This is a genomic window from Staphylococcus sp. URHA0057 (assembly GCF_000620265.1).
GTDB lineage: Bacteria > Bacillota > Bacilli > Staphylococcales > Staphylococcaceae > Staphylococcus > Staphylococcus pasteuri.
Window position 1 is genome coordinate 327,844 of record NZ_KK211096.1, and the last position, 19,818, is coordinate 347,661.

Genomic DNA, 19,818 nt, shown 5'->3' on the forward strand with positions numbered 1-19,818 from the left:
AATCATATATTTAAAGGAGAAATTAAACATGCCAATTATTACAGATGTTTACGCTCGCGAAGTCTTAGACTCACGTGGTAACCCAACAGTTGAGGTAGAAGTATTAACTGAAAGTGGCGCTTTCGGCCGTGCATTAGTACCATCAGGTGCTTCTACAGGTGAACACGAAGCAGTAGAATTACGTGACGGTGATAAATCACGTTACTTAGGTAAAGGTGTTACTAAAGCTGTTGAAAACGTAAATGAAATTATCGCACCAGAAATCGTTGAAGGTGAATTTTCAGTATTAGATCAAGTATCTATCGACAAAATGATGATTCAATTAGACGGTACTTCAAATAAAGGTAAATTAGGTGCTAACGCTATTTTAGGTGTATCAATCGCTGTAGCTAGAGCAGCTGCTGACTTATTAGGTCAACCTTTATACAAATATTTAGGCGGATTTAATGGTAAACAATTACCAGTACCTATGATGAACATCGTTAATGGTGGTTCACACTCAGATGCACCAATCGCATTCCAAGAATTCATGATTTTACCAGTAGGTGCTGAATCATTTAAAGAATCATTACGTTGGGGCGCTGAAATCTTCCACAACTTAAAATCAATTTTAAGTAAACGTGGATTAGAAACTGCAGTAGGTGACGAAGGTGGTTTCGCTCCTAAATTTGAAGGTACAGAAGATGCTGTAGAAACTATCATTCAAGCTATTGAAGCTGCTGGATATAAACCAGGCGAAGAAGTATTCTTAGGATTTGACTGTGCTTCATCAGAATTCTACGAAGATGGCGTATATGACTACACTAAATTCGAAGGTGAACATGGTGCTAAACGTAGTGCAGCTGAACAAGTTGACTACTTAGAACAATTAATTAACAAATATCCAATCATCACAATTGAAGATGGTATGGATGAAAACGACTGGGACGGTTGGAAACAACTTACAGATCGTATCGGCGATAAAGTACAATTAGTAGGTGACGATTTATTCGTAACTAACACTGAAATTCTAAATAAAGGTATCGAACAAGGTATCGGTAACTCAATCTTAATTAAAGTTAACCAAATCGGTACATTAACTGAAACATTTGATGCTATCGAAATGGCTCAAAAAGCTGGTTACACTGCAGTAGTTTCTCACCGTTCAGGTGAAACAGAAGATACTACAATCTCTGATATTGCTGTAGCAACTAATGCTGGTCAAATCAAAACTGGTTCATTATCAAGAACTGACCGTATTGCTAAATACAATCAATTATTACGTATTGAAGATGAATTATATGAAACAGCTAAATTTGATGGAATCAAATCATTCTACAATTTAGACAAATAAGTTTGACTTAAATGTTGAGTTCACGCAATAAAGTTCACGCTAAATATCTAGGAAGCGCATCCTAGATGATAACCCGTTACAGAGTTGAGGCTGTAACGGGTTTTTTATATTTAAAAATACATTTAATATTAGAATGTCATTTAAATTAGCATGATTTAACTTATACATTGAAACTGGTATAATAATAGAAGTATTCAATTTCAAAAGGAGAACTAAAATGGCTGAAACTACGAGACGAGAAGTTGTTACAGGTAATGTAATTGCTATCAGTTCACTTATATTTTTTATCCTGTTAATCATTCATAACTTTTTCGTGTTAGATACAACGACTGTGAAATCACTATTATCATTAGCAGGTCAGAAGACAACAACACACTCTGTGAATCAAGTATTAAATAGTTTTAGATTTGATGGTATTATGTATTTATTAGCATATTTAGCAGGCGTTATTGCTTATTGGAATCGCCATCCTTATTTATGGTGGTTTATGTTTGCTGTTTATATTTCTAATGCATTTTTCACTCTTGTTAACCTCTATATGGTCGTACAAGGTATATTAGAAGCTAAAAATGTCATTGCTGCATTTCCAATTTTAATTGTAGTAATTGGGTCACTTATTTTAGCTACTTATATGTTAATCGTTTCAATTAAACGCAAAAGTACATTCAATCGATAGAAGATTGATAATTAATACGAAGATGTGTTATAATTCGTTTCGTATATAATGAATGGAGGACAATTTTTATGCATACATTTTTCATCGTGTTATTAATAATAGATTGTATTGCATTAGTGACTGTTGTATTACTCCAAGAAGGAAAAAGTAATGGACTTTCAGGTGCTATCAGTGGCGGCGCAGAACAGTTATTTGGTAAACAAAAACAACGTGGCGTCGATTTATTCTTGCATAGATTAACAATAATTTTATCTGTAATATTCTTTTTACTTATGATTGGCATAAGTTATCTTGGTATATAAGGTCCGACGATGTTCATGTCGGGCTTTTTTATTTATAATTATACTTGCAAAATAAATGATATAAAAAGCAATGAAGTTCAAATAATACACTTAGAGTTCAAAATAATACTTAATGTAATTTAAAACTCATATTTAAATAAATCTTATAAATTTTTGGAAGAGGGATGAACATAATGCAAATCAAACTACCTAAGCCTTTCTTTTTTGAAGAAGGTAAACGTGCAGTATTGTTATTACATGGTTTTACTGGTAATTCTTCAGATGTAAGACAATTAGGTCGTTTCTTACAGAAAAAAGGCTATACGTCTTATGCGCCACAATATGAAGGACATGCTGCGCCACCAGAAGAAATTTTGAAATCGAGTCCTTATGTATGGTTTAAAGATGTTTTAGATGGATATGAATATTTAGTAGACCAAGGATATGACGAAATAGCAGTTGCTGGTTTATCATTAGGTGGTGTTTTTGCATTAAAATTAAGCTTAAACAGAGATGTTAAGGGTATTATAACAATGTGTGCGCCAATGGATGATAAATCATCAAGCACGATTTATGAAGGATTTTTAGAATACGCTAGAAATTTTAAGAAATATGAGGGTAAAGACCAAGCAACGATTGATTATGAAATGGAACATTTTCATCCTACAGAAACACTTGAAGAATTAAGTGCTACGATGAAAGGTGTCAAAAATCAAGTTGATGAAGTGATGGACCCAATATTTGTTGTCCAAGCAGAACAAGATAAAATGATTGATCCTCAGTCAGCAAATTATATATATGAAACTGTAGAATCTGATGATAAAGATATCAAATGGTATGCGAATTCAGGACATGTGATTACGATTGATAAAGAAAAAGAACAAGTCTTTGAAGATATATACGATTTTTTAGAATCATTAGATTGGTCAGAATAAAAAATAAACAAGATAGATAGAAAGGAGGGGCATAATGAATTTAAAACAATCCATCGAAGAAATGATTAAACAACCTGATTATGAACCCATGTCAGTATCAGATTTTCAAGATGCATTAGGTTTAAATAGTGCCGACTCATTCAGAGATTTAATAAAGGTGCTTGTTGAACTAGAGCAAACTGGTTTAATAGAACGTACTAAGACAGATAGATATCAAAGAAAGCAATCTAATAAAACAAATTCAAAATTGGTAAGAGGAACATTAAGCCAGAATAAAAAAGGATTTGCTTTTCTTAGACCGGAAGAAGAAGGTGTAGATGACATCTTTATTCCACCAACAAAAATTAATAGAGCATTAGATGGCGATACAGTTATCGTAGAAGTTCATAAAGGTAGAGGCGACTTTAAAGGTAAAACAGAAGGTGAAGTAAAATCTATTGAAAAACATTCTGTCACTCAAGTCGTAGGAACTTATAGTGAAGCGAAACATTTTGGTTTTGTGATTCCAGATGATAAACGTATCATGCAAGATATTTTTATTCCTAAAGGTCAAAGTTTAGGAGCAGTAGATGGACATAAAGTATTAGTCCAAATTACAAAATATGCAGATGGTATAGATAATCCAGAAGGACATATTTCAGCTATCTTAGGTCATAAAAATGATCCAGGTGTAGATATTCTATCAATCATTTATCAACATGGTATAGAAATAGAATTTCCTGACAATGTACTTAAAGAAGCTGAAAATGTTCCAGAAGAAATTAAACCTTCAGAAATAGAAGGTCGTCATGATTTAAGAGATGAATTAACTATTACAATTGATGGTGCAGATGCTAAAGATTTAGACGATGCTATCAGTGTTAAAAAGTTAAAAAACGGTAATACTGAACTTACTGTAAGTATTGCAGATGTCAGTTATTATGTGACGGAAGATTCTGCATTAGATAAAGAAGCATATGACAGAGCAACAAGTGTGTACTTAGTAGACAGAGTCATTCCAATGATACCGCATAGATTAAGTAACGGTATTTGTTCTTTAAATCCAGAAGTTGATCGTTTAACGCTAAGTTGTCGTATGGAAATCAACGCTCGTGGTGAAGTAGTCAATCATGAAATTTTCGACAGTGTTATCCATTCTAATTACAGAATGACTTATGATGCGGTCAATCAAATCATCACTGATCAAAATCCAGATGTACGTCGTCAGTACAGTGAAATTACTGAAATGTTAGATTTAGCTCAAGATTTATCTAACCGTTTAGTAAATATGCGTAGACGTCGTGGAGAAATAGACTTTGATATTAGCGAAGCCAAAGTTTTAGTTAATAATGAAGGTATTCCAACTGACGTTCAAATTCGTGAACGTGGTGAAGGTGAACGACTAATAGAATCATTCATGTTAGCAGCTAATGAAACAGTTGCTGAGCACTTTAACAAGTTGGAAGTACCATTTATATATCGTGTCCATGAACAACCTAAATCAGACCGATTAAGACAGTTCTTTGACTTTATTACGAACTTTGGCATTATGATTAAAGGTACTGGAGAAGACATCCATCCAACAACGCTTCAAAGTATTCAAGAAGAAGTTGAAGGTCGTCCAGAACAAATGGTTATTTCTACAATGATGCTTCGTTCTATGCAACAAGCACATTATGATGATGTGAACTTAGGTCACTTTGGTTTATCAGCAGAGTACTATACTCATTTCACATCACCAATTCGTCGTTATCCGGATTTAACTGTTCACCGTTTAATTCGTAAGTATCTAATTGAACATTCAATGGATAAGAAAGAACAACGCAAATGGGAAGATAAACTTCCAGAACTTGCAGAGCATACGTCTCAACGTGAACGTCGTGCTATCGAAGCAGAACGTGATACAGATGATCTGAAAAAATCTGAATACATGGTACAACATATTGGTGAAGAATTTGAGGGTATCATTAGTTCAGTAGCTAACTTCGGCATGTTTGTAGAATTACCAAACACGATTGAAGGTATGGTTCATATGTCTAATATGACAGATGATTATTATCGTTTTGATGAACGACAAATGGCTTTAATTGGTGAACGTCAAGCTAAAGTATTCCGTATTGGTGATGCTGTTAAAGTAAAAGTCACTCATGTTGATGTAGATGAACGCATGATTGATTTCCAAATCGTTGGTATGCCATTACCTAAAAATGATAGAAGTCAAAGACCAGCACGTGGTAAAACAATCCAAGCGAAGACACGTGGTAAATCATTAGATAAATCAAAAACTGATGATAAAGGTAACGGTAAGAATAAACGTAAACAACGTAAAGGTAAAAATGCGCGTCAACAAGATAAAAAAGGAAATACAAAGCATAAACCATTTTACAAAGACAAAAGTGTAAAGAAAAAATCACGTAAAAAGAAAAAATAAGCAGCAAAGAGGTGAGACAGAATGGCTAAGAAAAAATCACCGGGCACACTAGCTGAAAATCGCAAAGCAAGACATGATTATAATATTGAAGATACGATTGAAGCGGGTATTGTGTTACAAGGTACAGAAATTAAATCTATACGTAGAGGTAGTGCCAATTTAAAAGATAGCTATGCTCAAGTTAAACGTGGCGAAATCTATTTAAATAATATGCATATTGCACCTTATGAAGAAGGTAACCGTTTCAATCATGATCCATTACGTTCTCGTAAGTTGCTATTGCATAAACGTGAAATTTTAAAATTAGGTGACCGTACACGTGAAATTGGTTATTCTATCATTCCGTTAAAATTATATTTGAAGCATGGTCAATGTAAAGTATTACTAGGCATTGCTCGCGGTAAGAAAAAATATGATAAACGACAAGCTTTAAAAGAAAAAGCAGTTAAACGTGATATGGATCGAGCTGTAAAAGCCCGTTATTAAGCAATACTATTGCTTACACGGGCTACATTTGATATATTAATAAGTGCTTTGTTAGAAAAGCGCATTGATTTTAGTTCATAAATTTGGTTCGCGACTTGAATGACTTGATGTTGTTTGAGGTCGAGATGTTATGGACTGAAGGATGTGTTTAAATTCTACAAAGTACACTTTTTATTACGGGGACGTTTATGGATTCGACAGGGGTCCCCAGAGCTTATTAAGCGTGTCGGAGGGTTGTCTCCGTCACTAACACACTCAGTTTATAATAACTGGCAAATCAAACAATAATTTCGCAGTAGCTGCGTAATAGCACTCTGCATCGCCTAACAGCATTTCCTATGTGCTGTTAACGCGATTCAACCTTAATAGGATATGCTAAACACTGCCGTTTGAAGTCTGTTTAGATGAAACTTAATCAAACTAGCATAATGTTGGTTGTTTATCACCTCTCATTATGCGAAACTCAATGATAAACTACACACGTAGAAAAATTTGTATCAGGACCTCTGGACGCGGGTTCAAATCCCGCCGTCTCCATTATCGAGCCTGCAACCCATGTGGTTGTGGGTTTTTTGTTTTTGTTGCCACAGATGTGCCACAACACAAAAAAAGACACCCATTTTAGAGTGTCTTATTACAATCCATTAACTCATTACATTAATTATAATTTTTGTAGCAGAGTTAATATATATGTTCTCAAAAAACTAGACAATTTTCTTGTATAGAATCATTTACCATTTTTAATAATATTTCAACTTGTTGTTAACTAATAAAACTAAGAAAGTATATTTGTTAACAATAATATTATGTAAATTATTACCATTAAGAGTAACTTGCTAATCACCAAAATATTAAAGATATTTCTTTTGTTTTTTATGATAATTAAAACAAATAGAAAAATGTGTATTACCTGTAAAAATTAATTGCCATATTTCTTTTCGTAATAATTTATTGCATCAAGTTTTTGTTGGGCATCTTCACCTTCATATGTACCTTTTAAAATTTCATTGCGTGTTTGAATTTCTCCTGAAGATAATCCGCCTCCAGTATTATTTCTCCATTCTTGATTTGGCAAGTTCATATACTTATTTTGAGATTGAGCTTGAGTAGAGTTGTTATTGTTTGGCTGTTGATTATTTTTCTGTTGAGAATTTGCTTGTTGATTTTGAGCAGGTTGTTGTTGGGTTTGTTGAGACTGTTGAGCTTGTTGGTTGTTTTGATTTGAATTGTTCTGTGTATTATTTTGTTGTGTTTGTTGTTCGTTATTTTGTTCATTAGACTGCTCATTTTGTTGATTATCGTCACTTGATTGCTTCTTATCTTTGTTGTTGTCTTTCTTTTTATTATCATCTGACTTTTTATCTTTATTTTTCTTTGGATCGTTTGATTTTTTATCTGATTTACTTTCAGATTTTTTGTTATCGTCCTTTTTAGAATGGTCTTCACTTTGACCACATGCAGTTAAAACTAACGCTGATGATAATATTGCCGTTCCTAATAATTTGAATTTCATTTCGATTTGGCTCCTTAATATACAATTTAATTTAATAATACATTTAAATTTTAATTATTAATATTAACTAAAAATTATTGTTAGCTATAATGTTTTGTTATTGTAAAAAATATACCTATAATTAAAAGTATATTAAAAAATGATTGCTTTTAAACTTAGTGGTTATGTTTACAAAACATTAAAATATGATATATGTATAGTAGGTGAAAAAGGAGAATTATATGACTATTTTACTATCTATATTACTGATTATTTCGTTATTTGAAACGTTTTACCTTTTGATTAAAATAAGAAATTTGAAGAAAATAAATGCCTCGGATCATGAATACGAAAAAATGGTAAATAAGTATTCACCTATAGGAACTATAACGTTAATTATCTCTATCATTTTATTAGTCATAGCTTTTGTTATTCTGTAATAGAATTTTTTGAAAGGACTATATCATATGATCTTAAAACAAATATGGAACTATTTATTAAACAAAAAGTGGAATATTGAAGATATAATATTTTTAGCTTTATTCATATTTTTAGGAAGTATATTTACTACACCCATATTAGGAGTTCCTATCGGTGTTATTGCATATTTATTTTTAATGGCTGATGATTTTGATTGAGTTAACTTAGGAGAATATTATGATATTAAAGAAAACTAAATTAAATGAAAAAGATTATGACAAGGCTTTAGAAATTTGGGAAAGATCAGTAATAGAAACACATGATTTTCTTAAAGATGAAGATAGAATAGCATTAAAACATGAAATTCCAACTTACTTTAAATATGTAGAAGGATATTTGTGGTGGGATGACATTGAATTGATAGGTTTTTCGGGAACGAATGATCAAAATTTAGAAATGTTATTTATAGACCCTCAATATTTTAATAAAGGTTATGGTACACAAATTGTACAGACGCTTATTAAAGACAAGAAAATACAATTCGTTGATGTGAACAAAGATAATGAAAATGCTATTCAATTTTATAAGAAGAATGGATTTATAAAATATGATGAATCTGAACAGGATGGACAAGGAAGAGATTATCCTATTTTACATCTTAAGTTATCTAATTAAATATGTATGGAGGACGAACATATGGAATTATTAGGTAAGATCATAAATTTTACAATGGAAACTGTTTCAAATTGGTTAGGTAGTAGTTCATTATTTGATGATGTTAAGAAATTATTTAAGAAAAAGAACGATAATTAACATCTAATTGGATACATTATGCAATACAGTATATACGTTTTGTTATAAAAGTTATTGTAAAAGATAATCATAAATATTTTATTGGAATTCATTTTTCTGCATTGTAAGCCTGCAACCCTCGTGGTCATGGGCTTTTAGTTATTGTTATCACAGATATGCCTCAACACATAAAAAGACACCCTTTATTAGAGTGTCTTTAAATTTTATACATTGATCCATCCTATTGCAACTGTGCCATATCCTGTATGAACTGCTCCAACATTTATAAGTGGATTTTTTTCTATAATTTTATTTGGAAATTTCTCTTTTAAAAAATTGATAATTGAATCAGCAGTTTCATGTTCTCCTGTGTATGAAACACCAACTTTTGATGGATTATCTCTTGTAATTTCATCTTTTAGCTTATTAATTAAATAATGAAAGGCTTTCTTTTTAGTACGTAATTTATCGGCTAATACAATTTTTCCTTTTTGAAATTCAATAATAATTTGTATATTGAGAATTCCCGCAATAAGTGCTTTTGAACGACTTAAACGACCACTATTTTTAACTTGATTTAAATTTTTAGGATAAAAAATTAAAGTGGAAGCGTTTTGTAAATCGTTCACTTTATCAATAATGGCTTGATAACTTTCATTATTATTTTTGGCTTTGATACCTTCTTCAACCATTCTTCGGAGCGGGTAATCTCCAGTCATAGAATCTATAATAGTTGATTCAATATCAAAATCACGACTTACAGATTTTGATTGTTCACACGCTCCAGTTAATGCACTCGTTGCATGAATAGATATAACGTGAGTATAACCATCATCGATGACTTTTTGATAAGTATCTATAAATGATTGTGGTGTAGGTTGAAATGTAGTTGCTCCATTTTCATATTGCTTTAATAATTCAAAAAATTCTTGTGAGTTGATATCAACCATATCTGTATAATCTTTATTATTAATTCTTGTTCCCATAGGTACTACGTAGACATCTGAATACTCATGTAAACCGATACCAGATGAACTATCAGTAATAAATGCAATTTTATTCAAATGATCTCCCCCTTAAAAATGCAAAATTTATTTAATTATTATACTATGTACCCTAAAAGTTATATTATAGTCAATTAAATTAAGCAAAACGCAATGGTCATTATTTAAAATAAACTATAAATTATTTGTATCACTATATCACTAATACATTCAATAAAATATTTCTGCATCACATCAAAGATATAGTATCATTAGTTATTTTGAATTATGTAATAATAAGAAGCATTAACACTAAAATATTAGGTCTATTTTTAATTCCTTAATTTAATAATTTTATAGTATAATAATTCATATTAAATATGCTTAAACGCCAAAATGGAAGAAAAGGAGAATAAGAGGTGATTTTATAGATGGCTTATAAAACGTTAAAAACAATTTTTCACATGAGTGATGAACAAAACTTTGAAAAAGAGTACCAACAACGATTAAATAATTTCACGACTTATGTCACAGATATTGAAATAAATCCAATTAGAAAGCAGATACAAATTAAAAGTATGATGTTCCCTTTATTTTTTTGTCCAACTAAAACCATAATTATTAAAGCGGAAAAAATATTGATCAATTCAAGTGAAATTAATAAATTGATTAACAGCCAACCAATAGTCGCTACAACATCATATCTAAAAAAGTTACTAATTAACGAAATGCAAAGTACAAATGAAAAAGAAAATGTAAGGAGTACTAAAAAAGAATTAGCAGATGCGTTAAATAATAATAACTTAAAAAGTAATAAAAGATTTAGCGGATTAGTTTATCAATATAGTTTATTACTTAGTGATGAAGATTTTACATTAAATGAAATATCTGATTTTAGAAAGGCTTATGATTTATTGTTATCTAACGAAATAGCAGATGAAGATTTACCAGATGGTTTAATGTTTAGAAAACAAGGTGTAGGCGTTCGTGATACTTCTAAAGAAAAATGGGTACATAGAAATGAGTATTCTGAATATGAAATTGTTGATTTTTTAAATAAAATGTTAAATTTTATTAGTCACTATGAAGCACCAATACTTCTGAAAATAGTAGCTAGTCATTTTATGTTTGAGTATTTACATCCTTTTTATGATGGTAATGGAAGATTAGGACGTTATATTATAGCAAAACTTTTGAAAGATAATTTAGAACATGTTACTGCATTAACTTTTTCTTATGCTGTGAATAGAAATAAAAATAAATACGATAAAGCATTTGCTAGTACTTCTCATTTTCTTAATAAAGGAGAAATGACTTACTTTATAGATGTCATGTTGGATTTAATCATTGAGGGTCAAAAAACTGCAATTGAACAATTTAAAGAAAATATTGCGATGATTGAAACGTTGTATGGAAGACTAGAGAATTTAAACTTGAAAGAGCATGAAAAAAATGTGTTGTTTATATTGCTCCAAGATAAAGTATTTGGTAATGAATATACAAGAATTAGTCTTCGAGAATTAGTTGAATTCTTGCCCTTTGGACGAAAGAAATTAGATAGTATTATCAAGAAACATGAAGATAAATTACATAAAGTTAAGCAAAGACCAACAGTATATGAAGTTAAAGATGAATTTATAAGTGATTTGATGAAGTTATAAATAATTTTATTTGTAAGTTATTAAGAGCAACTAAAAAATGAGATTATATAAATAAAAAAAGAAGGAAAGCGGATATTAAACTTTCCTTCTTTATATATATCTAATTTCTATTTTTCTGCATTACTGCTATCACTTGATGAATTTGAAGATGTGCTACTTGATGATGTACTTTCAGCTGGTTTAGCGGCATTATCATTGTTAGTTACTTCTGGCTTCGTTTCTTGTGGTTCACTTTCTTTTGGTGTAGTAGTTGGTGATTTGTCTGCTTTTTCAGCTTGTGAATCATTGCTAGAATTGTTACTTGAACTACTATTACCATTACTATTAGTACTATGGCTCGAATTATTTGATGCATTTGAACTTGAAGAAGATGTACTTTCATTATTAGATGGTGTTGTTGAACCACTTGAACTTGTGTCAGTAGAGGATTCACTATCATCACTATCTGATTCGTCATCATCTTTATTAGAAGTTTTAGCATCAGATAAATCTACAGTAATACTTTTTACGCTAAACAAGCTTGATGTAATTTCTAATTTTTTATCTTTAGTATTTGCTACTTTTTCAGAAACATCGAATACAATTTTTCCTTCTGCAGTACTATCGGGATTAATTTGTTCTAAAAAGAATGAGTTTGTAACACTGCCATCATCACTTTGGTTAGCAGATAGAGATCCAGTAGCATCGGCATCAAATGATTTATTACCAGATTTAAGTTTAAACATTTGGGTGTCGATAGTTAATGATTTGTTGCCTTTATTTTTTACAGAAACGTCTGCTACGACATAAGTGTCTTTAGCATTTGTAGGTGCGATAGACGGGCCAACTGATGTTGTATTTTCAACAGATTTAACTTTTACTTCTAAATCTCCATTTTTGATCGTATCTCCGATTTTATAGTTTTTAGTACCATTAGAATAACTTTTGAAATTATCTTTGATACCACCATTAAAAATCATGGATAGGCCTATAATGCCAATAATAAATAAGATAAAAAACACTAAACAGCCGCTACAGCCCCAAAGCCACCATTTCTTAGTATTAGATTGATTAGATTTTGCTTGTTCTTGTTTGGCTTGTTGTCTTTGAAATTCTTGAAATTGCTCCCATTGTTTCCTTTGTTGTTCCTCATTAAAGTTTTCTTCCATTAAACATATCTCCTTTAAATGTAATTTACATATATATTAATAATACTGTGGTGCCAGGCTAATGAGTAATCATATTATGTTATCAATAATGATAATTAAAATGAAATTTATAAAAGTTATTTTCAAAACAAATTGTCATACAACTAAAAATTCAAAATAAAATATAGTTTAGCATGATTTTAACTTTATTCTTGCGGTTAAAGATTATTAAATAAAAATTGTAAACTTTATCCAATGAAGTATTGATAAACCAATCATTATGAATAAGAACCTTGATGTGGTACGATTTTTGAATGTAAAAAACTAAATTGGAAGTAGGTATAAATATGAATGATAATAAAGCGTTATTAGTAATGGATATGCAAAATGGGATTATTAGCTCATTATCTGATACAAAAGATTTAATTGATAAAACAAATGCAGCAATTACTACAGCTAGACAAATGGAACTACCCATTATCTTTGTAAGAGTTGCTTTTTCGAAAAATTTTATGGAAATTTCATCTAATAACAAGATGTTTAGTAGAATCAAAGAAAGTGGACAACCAATGACAGTTAAGGATAAATCGACTCAAATCATAGATGAGCTTCATATGGATGATGATGACTTATTAGTTACTAAACAACGAATTAGCGCATTTACTGGGAGTAATTTAGAAGTATTGTTAAGAAGTTTACAAATTGATCACTTAGTTTTATCAGGTATAGCCACAAGCGGCGTTGTACTATCAACAGGAGTAGAGGCATTTGATAAAGATTTTAAATTAACATTTTTACAAGATGCAATGGCTGATAGATCCTCTGAGACGCACGAATTTTTAACAAATCACATTTTAACTAGATATGGAGATGTATTAACAATTGCAGATTGGCAAAAACAATAGAATAGTCAAGGGTGACATTTATGTCGAAAAAAGCTATTAGCAATACTTTTAATAAAAAATTATATACGCCTATGATTTTAGGTTCGATTTTAAATCCAATTAATTCTTCAATGTTGGCTGTAGCGCTTGTCCCAATTGCTCAAGCATTTGGTGTGCCTTTTTATCAAACTGCTTGGCTTGTGTCGTCTTTATATTTGGCTACAAGTATCGGTCAACCGGTAATAGGAAAGTTAATTGATATTTTTGGTCCAAGAGGATTATTTTTATTTGCTACGAGTTTAGTTGGATTGGCTAGTATGATTGCGTTAGTGACACCATCGTTTTATGGATTAATTTTAGCCAGATTTTTAATAGGTATTGGGACATGTGCCGGATACCCTTCAGCAATGTATTTAATTAATTATGAAGCTGAACGTACAGGTGAAGACAGTCCGAGTAAAATATTGACAATTCTATCTATTAGCAATCAAGTTATTGCAGTTATTGGGCCGACTTTAGGAGGGATTTTAGTCGCTAGTGGTGGGTGGCAATCCATTTTTATAGTTAATTTACCAATGTCTATCTTGGCATTTACTTTTGGTTATTTATATTTTCCTAAGACAGCCACTAAAGATAAATTACAGTTATTAAAACAACGAGTTGATTTTGTAGGAATTATATTATTCTCGATAAGTTTAAGTTCTTGGATGATTTTCTTTATAGAAGCCAAACCATCATATTGGTATTTATTTTTAATTGGGTTTATAAGTTTAATCGCATTTATTTTTTATGAATTAAAATCGGCTAAACCATTTATAGATTTGAAAATTTTGAGTCATAATATATCGATGAATAATACGTATCTACGTACTTTTTTATCAATGCTTATTTCTTACAGTGTGCTATATGGTTATGTGCAGTGGTTAGAAGAGGTGAAAGGTTTATCACCCATGCATTCAGGAATGATGATGTTACCACAGTTTATTGTGGGTATCTTTTCTGCTCAGTTAATGGGCCCACGATTAAATATAAGAACTAAGTTATATATTGGAACAATTGGTGCTTTAATCACAATGATAGGATTTCAAATGATTTCAAGTGACACATCAATTTATTATTTAATCGTCTTATCAGCCATATTTGGATTGCCACAAGGATTATTAAATCTTGCAAATCAAAATGCGCTATATCATCAAACTCCAAAATCAATGATAGGAATGTCTTCTGGTTTATTAAGAACTGCAGGATATTTAGGTGCAATTGTTTCTTCAACACTGATTGGAATATTATTTAAAGGTTCTGATTTAACTACAGCAGTGCATGAACTTGGTTTTGCAGCAACAATTATAGCTATTGCTATTTTATTGCTAACAATGACAGGTGGTAAAACTTTATCAGAAAAGTAACCAATAGTTATGTTAAAAAAACATTATATCTATTGCATATTGGTATTAACATTAGAAAAAGTTAAAATGAATTTGAAAATATTTATAACAATAATCATTAAACAAAGGGGACATTGATATGAAAATGTTTGATTCGCATTTGCATATTATCAACTATGATTTTGAAATAAAAGAAAATAATGGTTACTTACCACCATCATACGGTATTGAGGATTATCAAAAAGATGTAAAAGAATTAGATATATTAGGTGGTGCGATTGTGTCTGGGTCATTTCAAGGATATGATCAAAACTATTTAATTGATGCTCTAGACAAATTAGATGGTAAGTTTGTAGGTGTTACACAACTTCCTTATACTGTAAAAGATGATGAATTAATAATGTTGAATAACTGTGGCGTCAGAGGTTTAAGGTTCAATGTAAAACGTGGTGGTTCTGAAGATTTATCTAAACTAGAATATTTGGCTAAAAGAGTATATGAAGTAGTTGGATGGCATACTGAATTATATATAGATTCGAAAAATTTACCTGAAATCTCAACTACAATTAAAAAATTACCTGCAGTATCTATTGATCATTTAGGTTTATCGCAAGAAGGATTATCTGATTTATTAGAATTAGTAGATAGAAATGTTCGAGTTAAAGCTACAGGGTTTAGTAGAGGCAATTTAGATATTGCAAAAACATTGAAAGAAATATATCAACTAAATCCTAATGCTTTGATGTTTGGTACTGACTTACCATCTACAAGAGCGCCTCAAAGATTTACTAAAGACGATATTAAAATAATAGAACAACATTTTGATGAGACAGAATGTGAAAAGATATTTTATAAAAATGCTATGAATTGGTATAGGATTCAAGACAATTAATCTATATTTATAATGTATATTTTTATGATAATTACATTTAATAGATATTTTAAAGGTGATTTCAATAAAAGTTGAAAATTTTATTTTGTTAATTATAATAAATTTGAAAGAATTTGGCTAAAAGGGTTTACTTTTCTCAAATATAGCGTATAGTAGTATTTAAGTAATCAAGTACGTGAAGTTAATTGCGAGTTATTATTAAGAATATTCTCCCTTTGATTTATGGATTTGTTACAAATATTATGTGCAAAAGCACGCGGAGGTATTCGATATGAATAACGGTACAGTTAAATGGTTTAATTCAGAAAAAGGTTTTGGTTTCATCGAAAGAGAAGATGGAAGCGACGTATTCGTACATTTCTCAGCAATCGCTGAAGAAGGATACAAATCATTAGAAGAAGGACAAAAAGTTGAATTCGACATCGTTGAAGGCGATCGTGGAGAACAAGCAGCTAATGTCGTAAAAATGTAATAACATTTTCAAAGCAACCTTAATGGTTGCTTTTTTTTATGCTTAAATTTAGTTTATTTTGATAAATGAGATAGATAAGAAACAGATTTCTAAATATTTTATACATAAAAAAAGCACTTACAGATTCAATATGAATCCGTAAGTGCAATATCAATATAATATATAGTATATAAAACATAAATCTATCAAAAATTAATACTGTCTAATAGACATTGATACTAAAATTTTGCGTTTTGCATTACATTTAAATTAAACACTTTAGTTTGACCACAGTTCTCACAAACAGTAGCAAAACCTTCAAGATCGTTTGTTTCATTTCCAGCTGTTGGAATATGAACGATATCTTCTAAGAATGTTAGTTTTGGGTTTGAACAACAAACAGAACGTCTTCTTGAATTATAAAATTGTTTGATTGTTTCTAATTCTTCTTCATTAAATTTTGTGTTTTTCATGTTTCACACATCCTTTCATTTGATATGTATATAAATAAAAATGTTATCAATAAGATGTTGCAACATGGTTAACGCAAAATATCAATTGTCTATCTATCAGTTTGCAAATTTGATATTAAATAGAGTTTAATATAATTGAGCGAAATTTTGTTGAACATTGCTTAACTGTTTGAAAAAACAGCTTAAATGTAAGAAACATCTAAGCTGTTAATCATTATTTATTACTTATTGGCTTTGTCGCCGTCAACACGTTCTTTATTTCCTTTGTCATCTTGTGACTTAGGATTGTCTTTCTTTTTAGCACTATTTTTTACTTTTTTGACAGTTTTATTGTCATTACTCTTAGAATCTTTTTGCGTTGATTTACTGTCATTTTGTTTTGAATCGTCACTACTATGACTACAAGCACCTAAAACTAAAAAGCTAGATAAGATCAACCAAAATACTTTTTTCATTCTATCTCTCCTAAGATATGTCATTATCTTAAGTTTACTACATATAAATGTTATTTTACATCTATTTCTTTTTAAAAATTGTGAATATTTTTATTAATATTAATAAGTAAAAGTAATTTAAAAAGAAAAGTAGTTAAAAGTAAAAAGAGGGGATATTAAAAAAGCGCCAACATTAACTTTAATAATGACGAAAATTAAAGTTAAGTTGACGCTAACAAGAAGTAATGTTAAACACTCACAAAGTTTAACAAATTCAGAGTACCACAAAGTTAAGTTTTTTACCACTTTATTATATTGATAATTAGCAAATGAAAATTAAAGTTTAAGTTAAATTATTTTTATAGTTGAAAGAAAAATAAATAAACAAGAATTTTGGTTATGAAAAATATAATAGTTTAAAACATTTAATGCTGAAATACTTTATAATTCGCTATATCAAGTATTTTAAATGACAATCTATAGTAGCATAAGGTTTTGAAAAGTTATAATCTATCAAAGATATTTAATTCTTTATTATTTGCATCAAAAGAAATATATAAATCATCATCGAATACTTCTGAATTATTATTTTGAATGTCTAGTTCAGCTAGTATTTTAAAACTTCCATTGTTTTGTGGTTCAACTATTGAAATTTCATTAGCATTACGTTGTATAGCAAAGTGACGATTTGAATGATTATTGATTTTCCAATCTTCCATAATTAATAATCCTCCCAAGCGCTAAATACATTCATGCCTATATAAGGGGAATGTTTTAAGGTATTGCTCATCATTTCTAACCAAAGCTTTTTTCAATTTCTGTAAATGCTTTAGTAGTTAATTTAATATGATTAACTTTGTCATCTTCAATATCACCGTTAATATAATCATTATTAATCAGTACTTTCAAATTTTCTAAAAAGTCATCGTACTCACGATCACAAAAATAGTCATCTTGTGTAGTAACAGAATCTTTGAAATCATTCGCTTCTTGTTCTGATTGACCTTCATTAGATCTTTCCATATATAATTTGTAAAATTTAGCAACGGTATATTTTTGTTCTTTAGTTAATTCGTCCATCTTACTTTCCTCCCTAATTCACATTACATATGTATTACCCTTTATTTTTAAATTGCAAAACAATTTATTAGAGTAATTACTGACAAAACTATGACTTTTGAGTATTTTTCACACCTTCTTGTACAGCTTTAGCAAATTTATAGAATGTTTTCGTATAATTATCTGGATTTGAGCGGATTTTTTGATTAAATTGGCGTCCTTTAAAAAATTGTTTTCTCAATCGCGTAGTTAGTTCCAACTGCACCCCTGAGTCGCTTTCGTTATCATTAACAAAGTTTTTTGATGATTTAGCATCAATTTCTGTTGGGCTTTCTTTAACGGAAAAGCCTTTTCGACGTAGCGATTTAGCAATTGATTTTGACATTTTTTTATCTTTACCTCCGACAAAGACAATAGGATCATCACCTGAAAAACCATGAATTGAAATAGTTTTTTTCGTTGTTTTAAGCATATTACGCAACTTTGGTTCATCGTAATTGGTAGATGTAATGTGAAGTTGATCATTGTTTTTGGAGCGTAAACCTTCAAAAGTGTAAAAATCATATTTTCCAATATTTGAAATACGGCGAGCAAGTTCAGTCGTGCCAGGTTCAATACCTCCGCCATGAATTGCTGTTACTAAAATATCATGGTGATTACGATTTTTTGTAATAACACGCCAATCTTTATTTTCTTTGGTATTTGTTTTAAGTTCTTGAAAATTATTATATCGGTCATTTGAATGATTCATATTTTTTCTTATATTATAAAAAATTAAAGCCACAATGATGATGGCGATAACAATTAATAGAATTGAAAAATAATATAATTTTGTATACAGACTTGTATGCTTTTTCATATATTCTCCTAAAAGTTTTTTTATCTATAAATCATATCAATTTATTAATACTATCAACAAGCATTTCCCTTTTATTTAGTATATTAATTTAAAATATTATAAGTAATAAATGAAAAGTTTTGGTTAGATTGAAAAGATGAGTATAAATAAAAAGTAGAAAATCACTTTAAATATTACAAATTAACAATTCCTTAACATTACTTTGGTAAAATGTAATTAAAGGGATGTGATGATATGGATAAAGAATTATTAAGAAAATATTTAAATGACGATGGTTTTAAAGCAGTAGGGGTAATTTTTGGGAATAAACGTATTATTTTAGAAAGTGATATCCATGTTGATTATGAACACGAAGTTATTATTTATCCTATGAAAAATAGCACAAGAATCATTCCGTTTAATGCGATTAGTTACCTTGATCTATTAGATAAGAACGATCAGTACATCAATTATTTTAAAGAAGTATAATTAAATTTAAAAAACGCCTTACTATTCATATTAAATTGTACTGAACCCCAAAAGTTGTACTCTGGTTTAGTATACTATTTTAAAGGTTTGTTTCCTATATTGCTTAGGAGACAAGCCTTTTAATTTTGCTTTAATTCTTGTATTGTTATAAAAATTGATATATTTATGAATAGATTGTTCTAATTCTTGGAATGTTTCAAATGATTGTCCATAATACATTTCTTGTTTTAATAACCCAAAGAAGTTTTCCATTGAGGCATTATCTAGGCAATTTCCTTTTCTAGACATACTTTGAAATACATCATGTTCTTTTAATG

General features: G+C 29.8%; 23 protein-coding genes and 1 other RNA gene. 15 read left to right on the plus strand and 9 right to left on the minus strand.

All coding sequences use genetic code 11. The features are described from left to right. Positions 1-28: 28 nt before the first annotated feature. The 7 genes from eno to ssrA all read left to right on the plus strand — a co-directional run bounded on the left by eno (position 29) and on the right by ssrA (position 6,661). On the plus strand, positions 29-1,333 hold the full coding sequence (eno, locus tag N524_RS0111210; RefSeq protein WP_017636865.1) for a surface-displayed alpha-enolase: 1,305 nt from the start codon (positions 29-31) through the stop codon (positions 1,331-1,333). Between the two features lie 217 nt (positions 1,334-1,550). Then, entirely contained in the window at positions 1,551-2,009 is a 459-nt protein-coding gene (locus tag N524_RS0111215) for a hypothetical protein (RefSeq protein ID WP_029056544.1), read from the plus strand. Between the two features lie 68 nt (positions 2,010-2,077). Further along, positions 2,078-2,311 carry a preprotein translocase subunit SecG gene (gene secG, locus N524_RS0111220; RefSeq protein ID WP_017636863.1) on the plus strand — a complete coding sequence of 78 codons (234 nt, stop codon included), beginning with the start codon at positions 2,078-2,080 and terminating at the stop codon, positions 2,309-2,311. A 173-nt stretch (positions 2,312-2,484) separates the two neighbouring features. Next, a complete protein-coding gene (locus N524_RS0111225) occupies positions 2,485-3,225 on the plus strand; it encodes an alpha/beta hydrolase (RefSeq protein ID WP_017636862.1) in 741 nt (246 codons plus the stop codon). Between the two features lie 34 nt (positions 3,226-3,259). Continuing rightward, a complete protein-coding gene (gene rnr, locus N524_RS0111230; RefSeq protein ID WP_029056545.1) occupies positions 3,260-5,635 on the plus strand; it encodes a ribonuclease R in 2,376 nt (791 codons plus the stop codon). Between the two features lie 21 nt (positions 5,636-5,656). Then, positions 5,657-6,121 carry an SsrA-binding protein SmpB gene (smpB, locus tag N524_RS0111235; RefSeq protein WP_017636860.1) on the plus strand — a complete coding sequence of 155 codons (465 nt, stop codon included), beginning with the start codon at positions 5,657-5,659 and terminating at the stop codon, positions 6,119-6,121. Positions 6,122-6,299: 178 nt separating this feature from the next. Beyond that, positions 6,300-6,661, plus strand: a transfer-messenger RNA (tmRNA) gene (gene ssrA, locus N524_RS13290). A 379-nt stretch (positions 6,662-7,040) separates the two neighbouring features. Here the strand turns inward: ssrA and N524_RS0111240 are convergent. Then, positions 7,041-7,634, minus strand: coding sequence for a hypothetical protein (locus N524_RS0111240; protein WP_029056546.1), 594 nt, complete (start codon positions 7,632-7,634; stop codon positions 7,041-7,043). Between the two features lie 446 nt (positions 7,635-8,080). On the opposite strand from N524_RS0111240, the gene N524_RS13515 reads away from it, so the two are divergent. Both N524_RS13515 and N524_RS0111255 read left to right on the plus strand, forming a co-directional pair. Further along, the gene (locus tag N524_RS13515; RefSeq protein ID WP_029056548.1) at positions 8,081-8,251 is read left to right on the plus strand and encodes a VraH family peptide resistance protein; all 171 of its coding nucleotides are present in this window, start codon (positions 8,081-8,083) and stop codon (positions 8,249-8,251) included. Positions 8,252-8,270: 19 nt separating this feature from the next. Next, positions 8,271-8,708 (plus strand): GNAT family N-acetyltransferase, encoded by a 438-nt coding sequence (locus N524_RS0111255; protein ID WP_029056549.1) that lies wholly within the window; start codon positions 8,271-8,273, stop codon positions 8,706-8,708. A 341-nt stretch (positions 8,709-9,049) separates the two neighbouring features. Here N524_RS0111255 and N524_RS0111265 read toward each other — a convergent pair whose 3' ends face one another. Then, positions 9,050-9,889, minus strand: a complete 840-nt coding sequence (locus N524_RS0111265) for a DegV family protein (RefSeq protein WP_029056550.1) — start codon at positions 9,887-9,889, stop codon at positions 9,050-9,052. 350 nt (positions 9,890-10,239) lie between these two features. Between N524_RS0111265 and N524_RS0111270 the strand changes: the two genes are divergently transcribed. Further along, entirely contained in the window at positions 10,240-11,469 is a 1,230-nt protein-coding gene (locus N524_RS0111270; RefSeq protein ID WP_029056551.1) for a Fic family protein, read from the plus strand. Between the two features lie 107 nt (positions 11,470-11,576). Here the strand turns inward: N524_RS0111270 and N524_RS0111275 are convergent, their stop codons facing one another. Next, the gene (locus N524_RS0111275) at positions 11,577-12,617 is read right to left on the minus strand and encodes a DUF4352 domain-containing protein (protein WP_029056552.1); all 1,041 of its coding nucleotides are present in this window, start codon (positions 12,615-12,617) and stop codon (positions 11,577-11,579) included. A gap of 326 nt (positions 12,618-12,943) precedes the next feature. Between N524_RS0111275 and N524_RS0111280 the strand changes: the two genes are divergently transcribed. The 4 genes from N524_RS0111280 to N524_RS0111295 all read left to right on the plus strand — a co-directional run bounded on the left by N524_RS0111280 (position 12,944) and on the right by N524_RS0111295 (position 16,229). Continuing rightward, positions 12,944-13,501 (plus strand): cysteine hydrolase family protein, encoded by a 558-nt coding sequence (locus tag N524_RS0111280; RefSeq protein ID WP_029056553.1) that lies wholly within the window; start codon positions 12,944-12,946, stop codon positions 13,499-13,501. 20 nt (positions 13,502-13,521) lie between these two features. Continuing rightward, entirely contained in the window at positions 13,522-14,886 is a 1,365-nt protein-coding gene (locus N524_RS0111285; protein ID WP_029056554.1) for an MFS transporter, read from the plus strand. A 118-nt stretch (positions 14,887-15,004) separates the two neighbouring features. Beyond that, positions 15,005-15,757, plus strand: a complete 753-nt coding sequence (locus N524_RS0111290; RefSeq protein WP_017637832.1) for an amidohydrolase family protein — start codon at positions 15,005-15,007, stop codon at positions 15,755-15,757. Between the two features lie 271 nt (positions 15,758-16,028). Further along, positions 16,029-16,229 (plus strand): cold-shock protein, encoded by a 201-nt coding sequence (locus tag N524_RS0111295; RefSeq protein ID WP_002450876.1) that lies wholly within the window; start codon positions 16,029-16,031, stop codon positions 16,227-16,229. A 218-nt stretch (positions 16,230-16,447) separates the two neighbouring features. Here the strand turns inward: N524_RS0111295 and N524_RS0111300 are convergent, their stop codons facing one another. From N524_RS0111300 to N524_RS0111320, 5 genes are all read right to left on the minus strand, one after another. Then, a complete protein-coding gene (locus N524_RS0111300) occupies positions 16,448-16,681 on the minus strand; it encodes a hypothetical protein (RefSeq protein ID WP_029056555.1) in 234 nt (77 codons plus the stop codon). A gap of 221 nt (positions 16,682-16,902) precedes the next feature. Beyond that, positions 16,903-17,136, minus strand: a complete 234-nt coding sequence (locus N524_RS0111305) for a hypothetical protein (protein WP_017637830.1) — start codon at positions 17,134-17,136, stop codon at positions 16,903-16,905. 482 nt (positions 17,137-17,618) lie between these two features. Then, complete coding sequence (locus N524_RS0111310; protein WP_017637829.1) at positions 17,619-17,834, minus strand: hypothetical protein; 216 nt, start codon at positions 17,832-17,834, stop codon at positions 17,619-17,621. A gap of 76 nt (positions 17,835-17,910) precedes the next feature. Next, a complete protein-coding gene (locus N524_RS0111315) occupies positions 17,911-18,195 on the minus strand; it encodes a hypothetical protein (protein ID WP_029056556.1) in 285 nt (94 codons plus the stop codon). A gap of 88 nt (positions 18,196-18,283) precedes the next feature. Further along, complete coding sequence (locus N524_RS0111320) at positions 18,284-19,033, minus strand: poly-gamma-glutamate hydrolase family protein (protein WP_029056557.1); 750 nt, start codon at positions 19,031-19,033, stop codon at positions 18,284-18,286. 234 nt (positions 19,034-19,267) lie between these two features. Between N524_RS0111320 and N524_RS0111325 the strand changes: the two genes are divergently transcribed. Beyond that, positions 19,268-19,501, plus strand: a complete 234-nt coding sequence (locus tag N524_RS0111325; protein WP_017637826.1) for a hypothetical protein — start codon at positions 19,268-19,270, stop codon at positions 19,499-19,501. A gap of 66 nt (positions 19,502-19,567) precedes the next feature. On the opposite strand, the gene N524_RS0111330 is transcribed toward N524_RS0111325, so the two are convergent. After that, on the minus strand, positions 19,568-19,818 hold a 251-nt coding region (locus N524_RS0111330), incomplete at its 5' end, for an IS3 family transposase (RefSeq protein ID WP_029056558.1).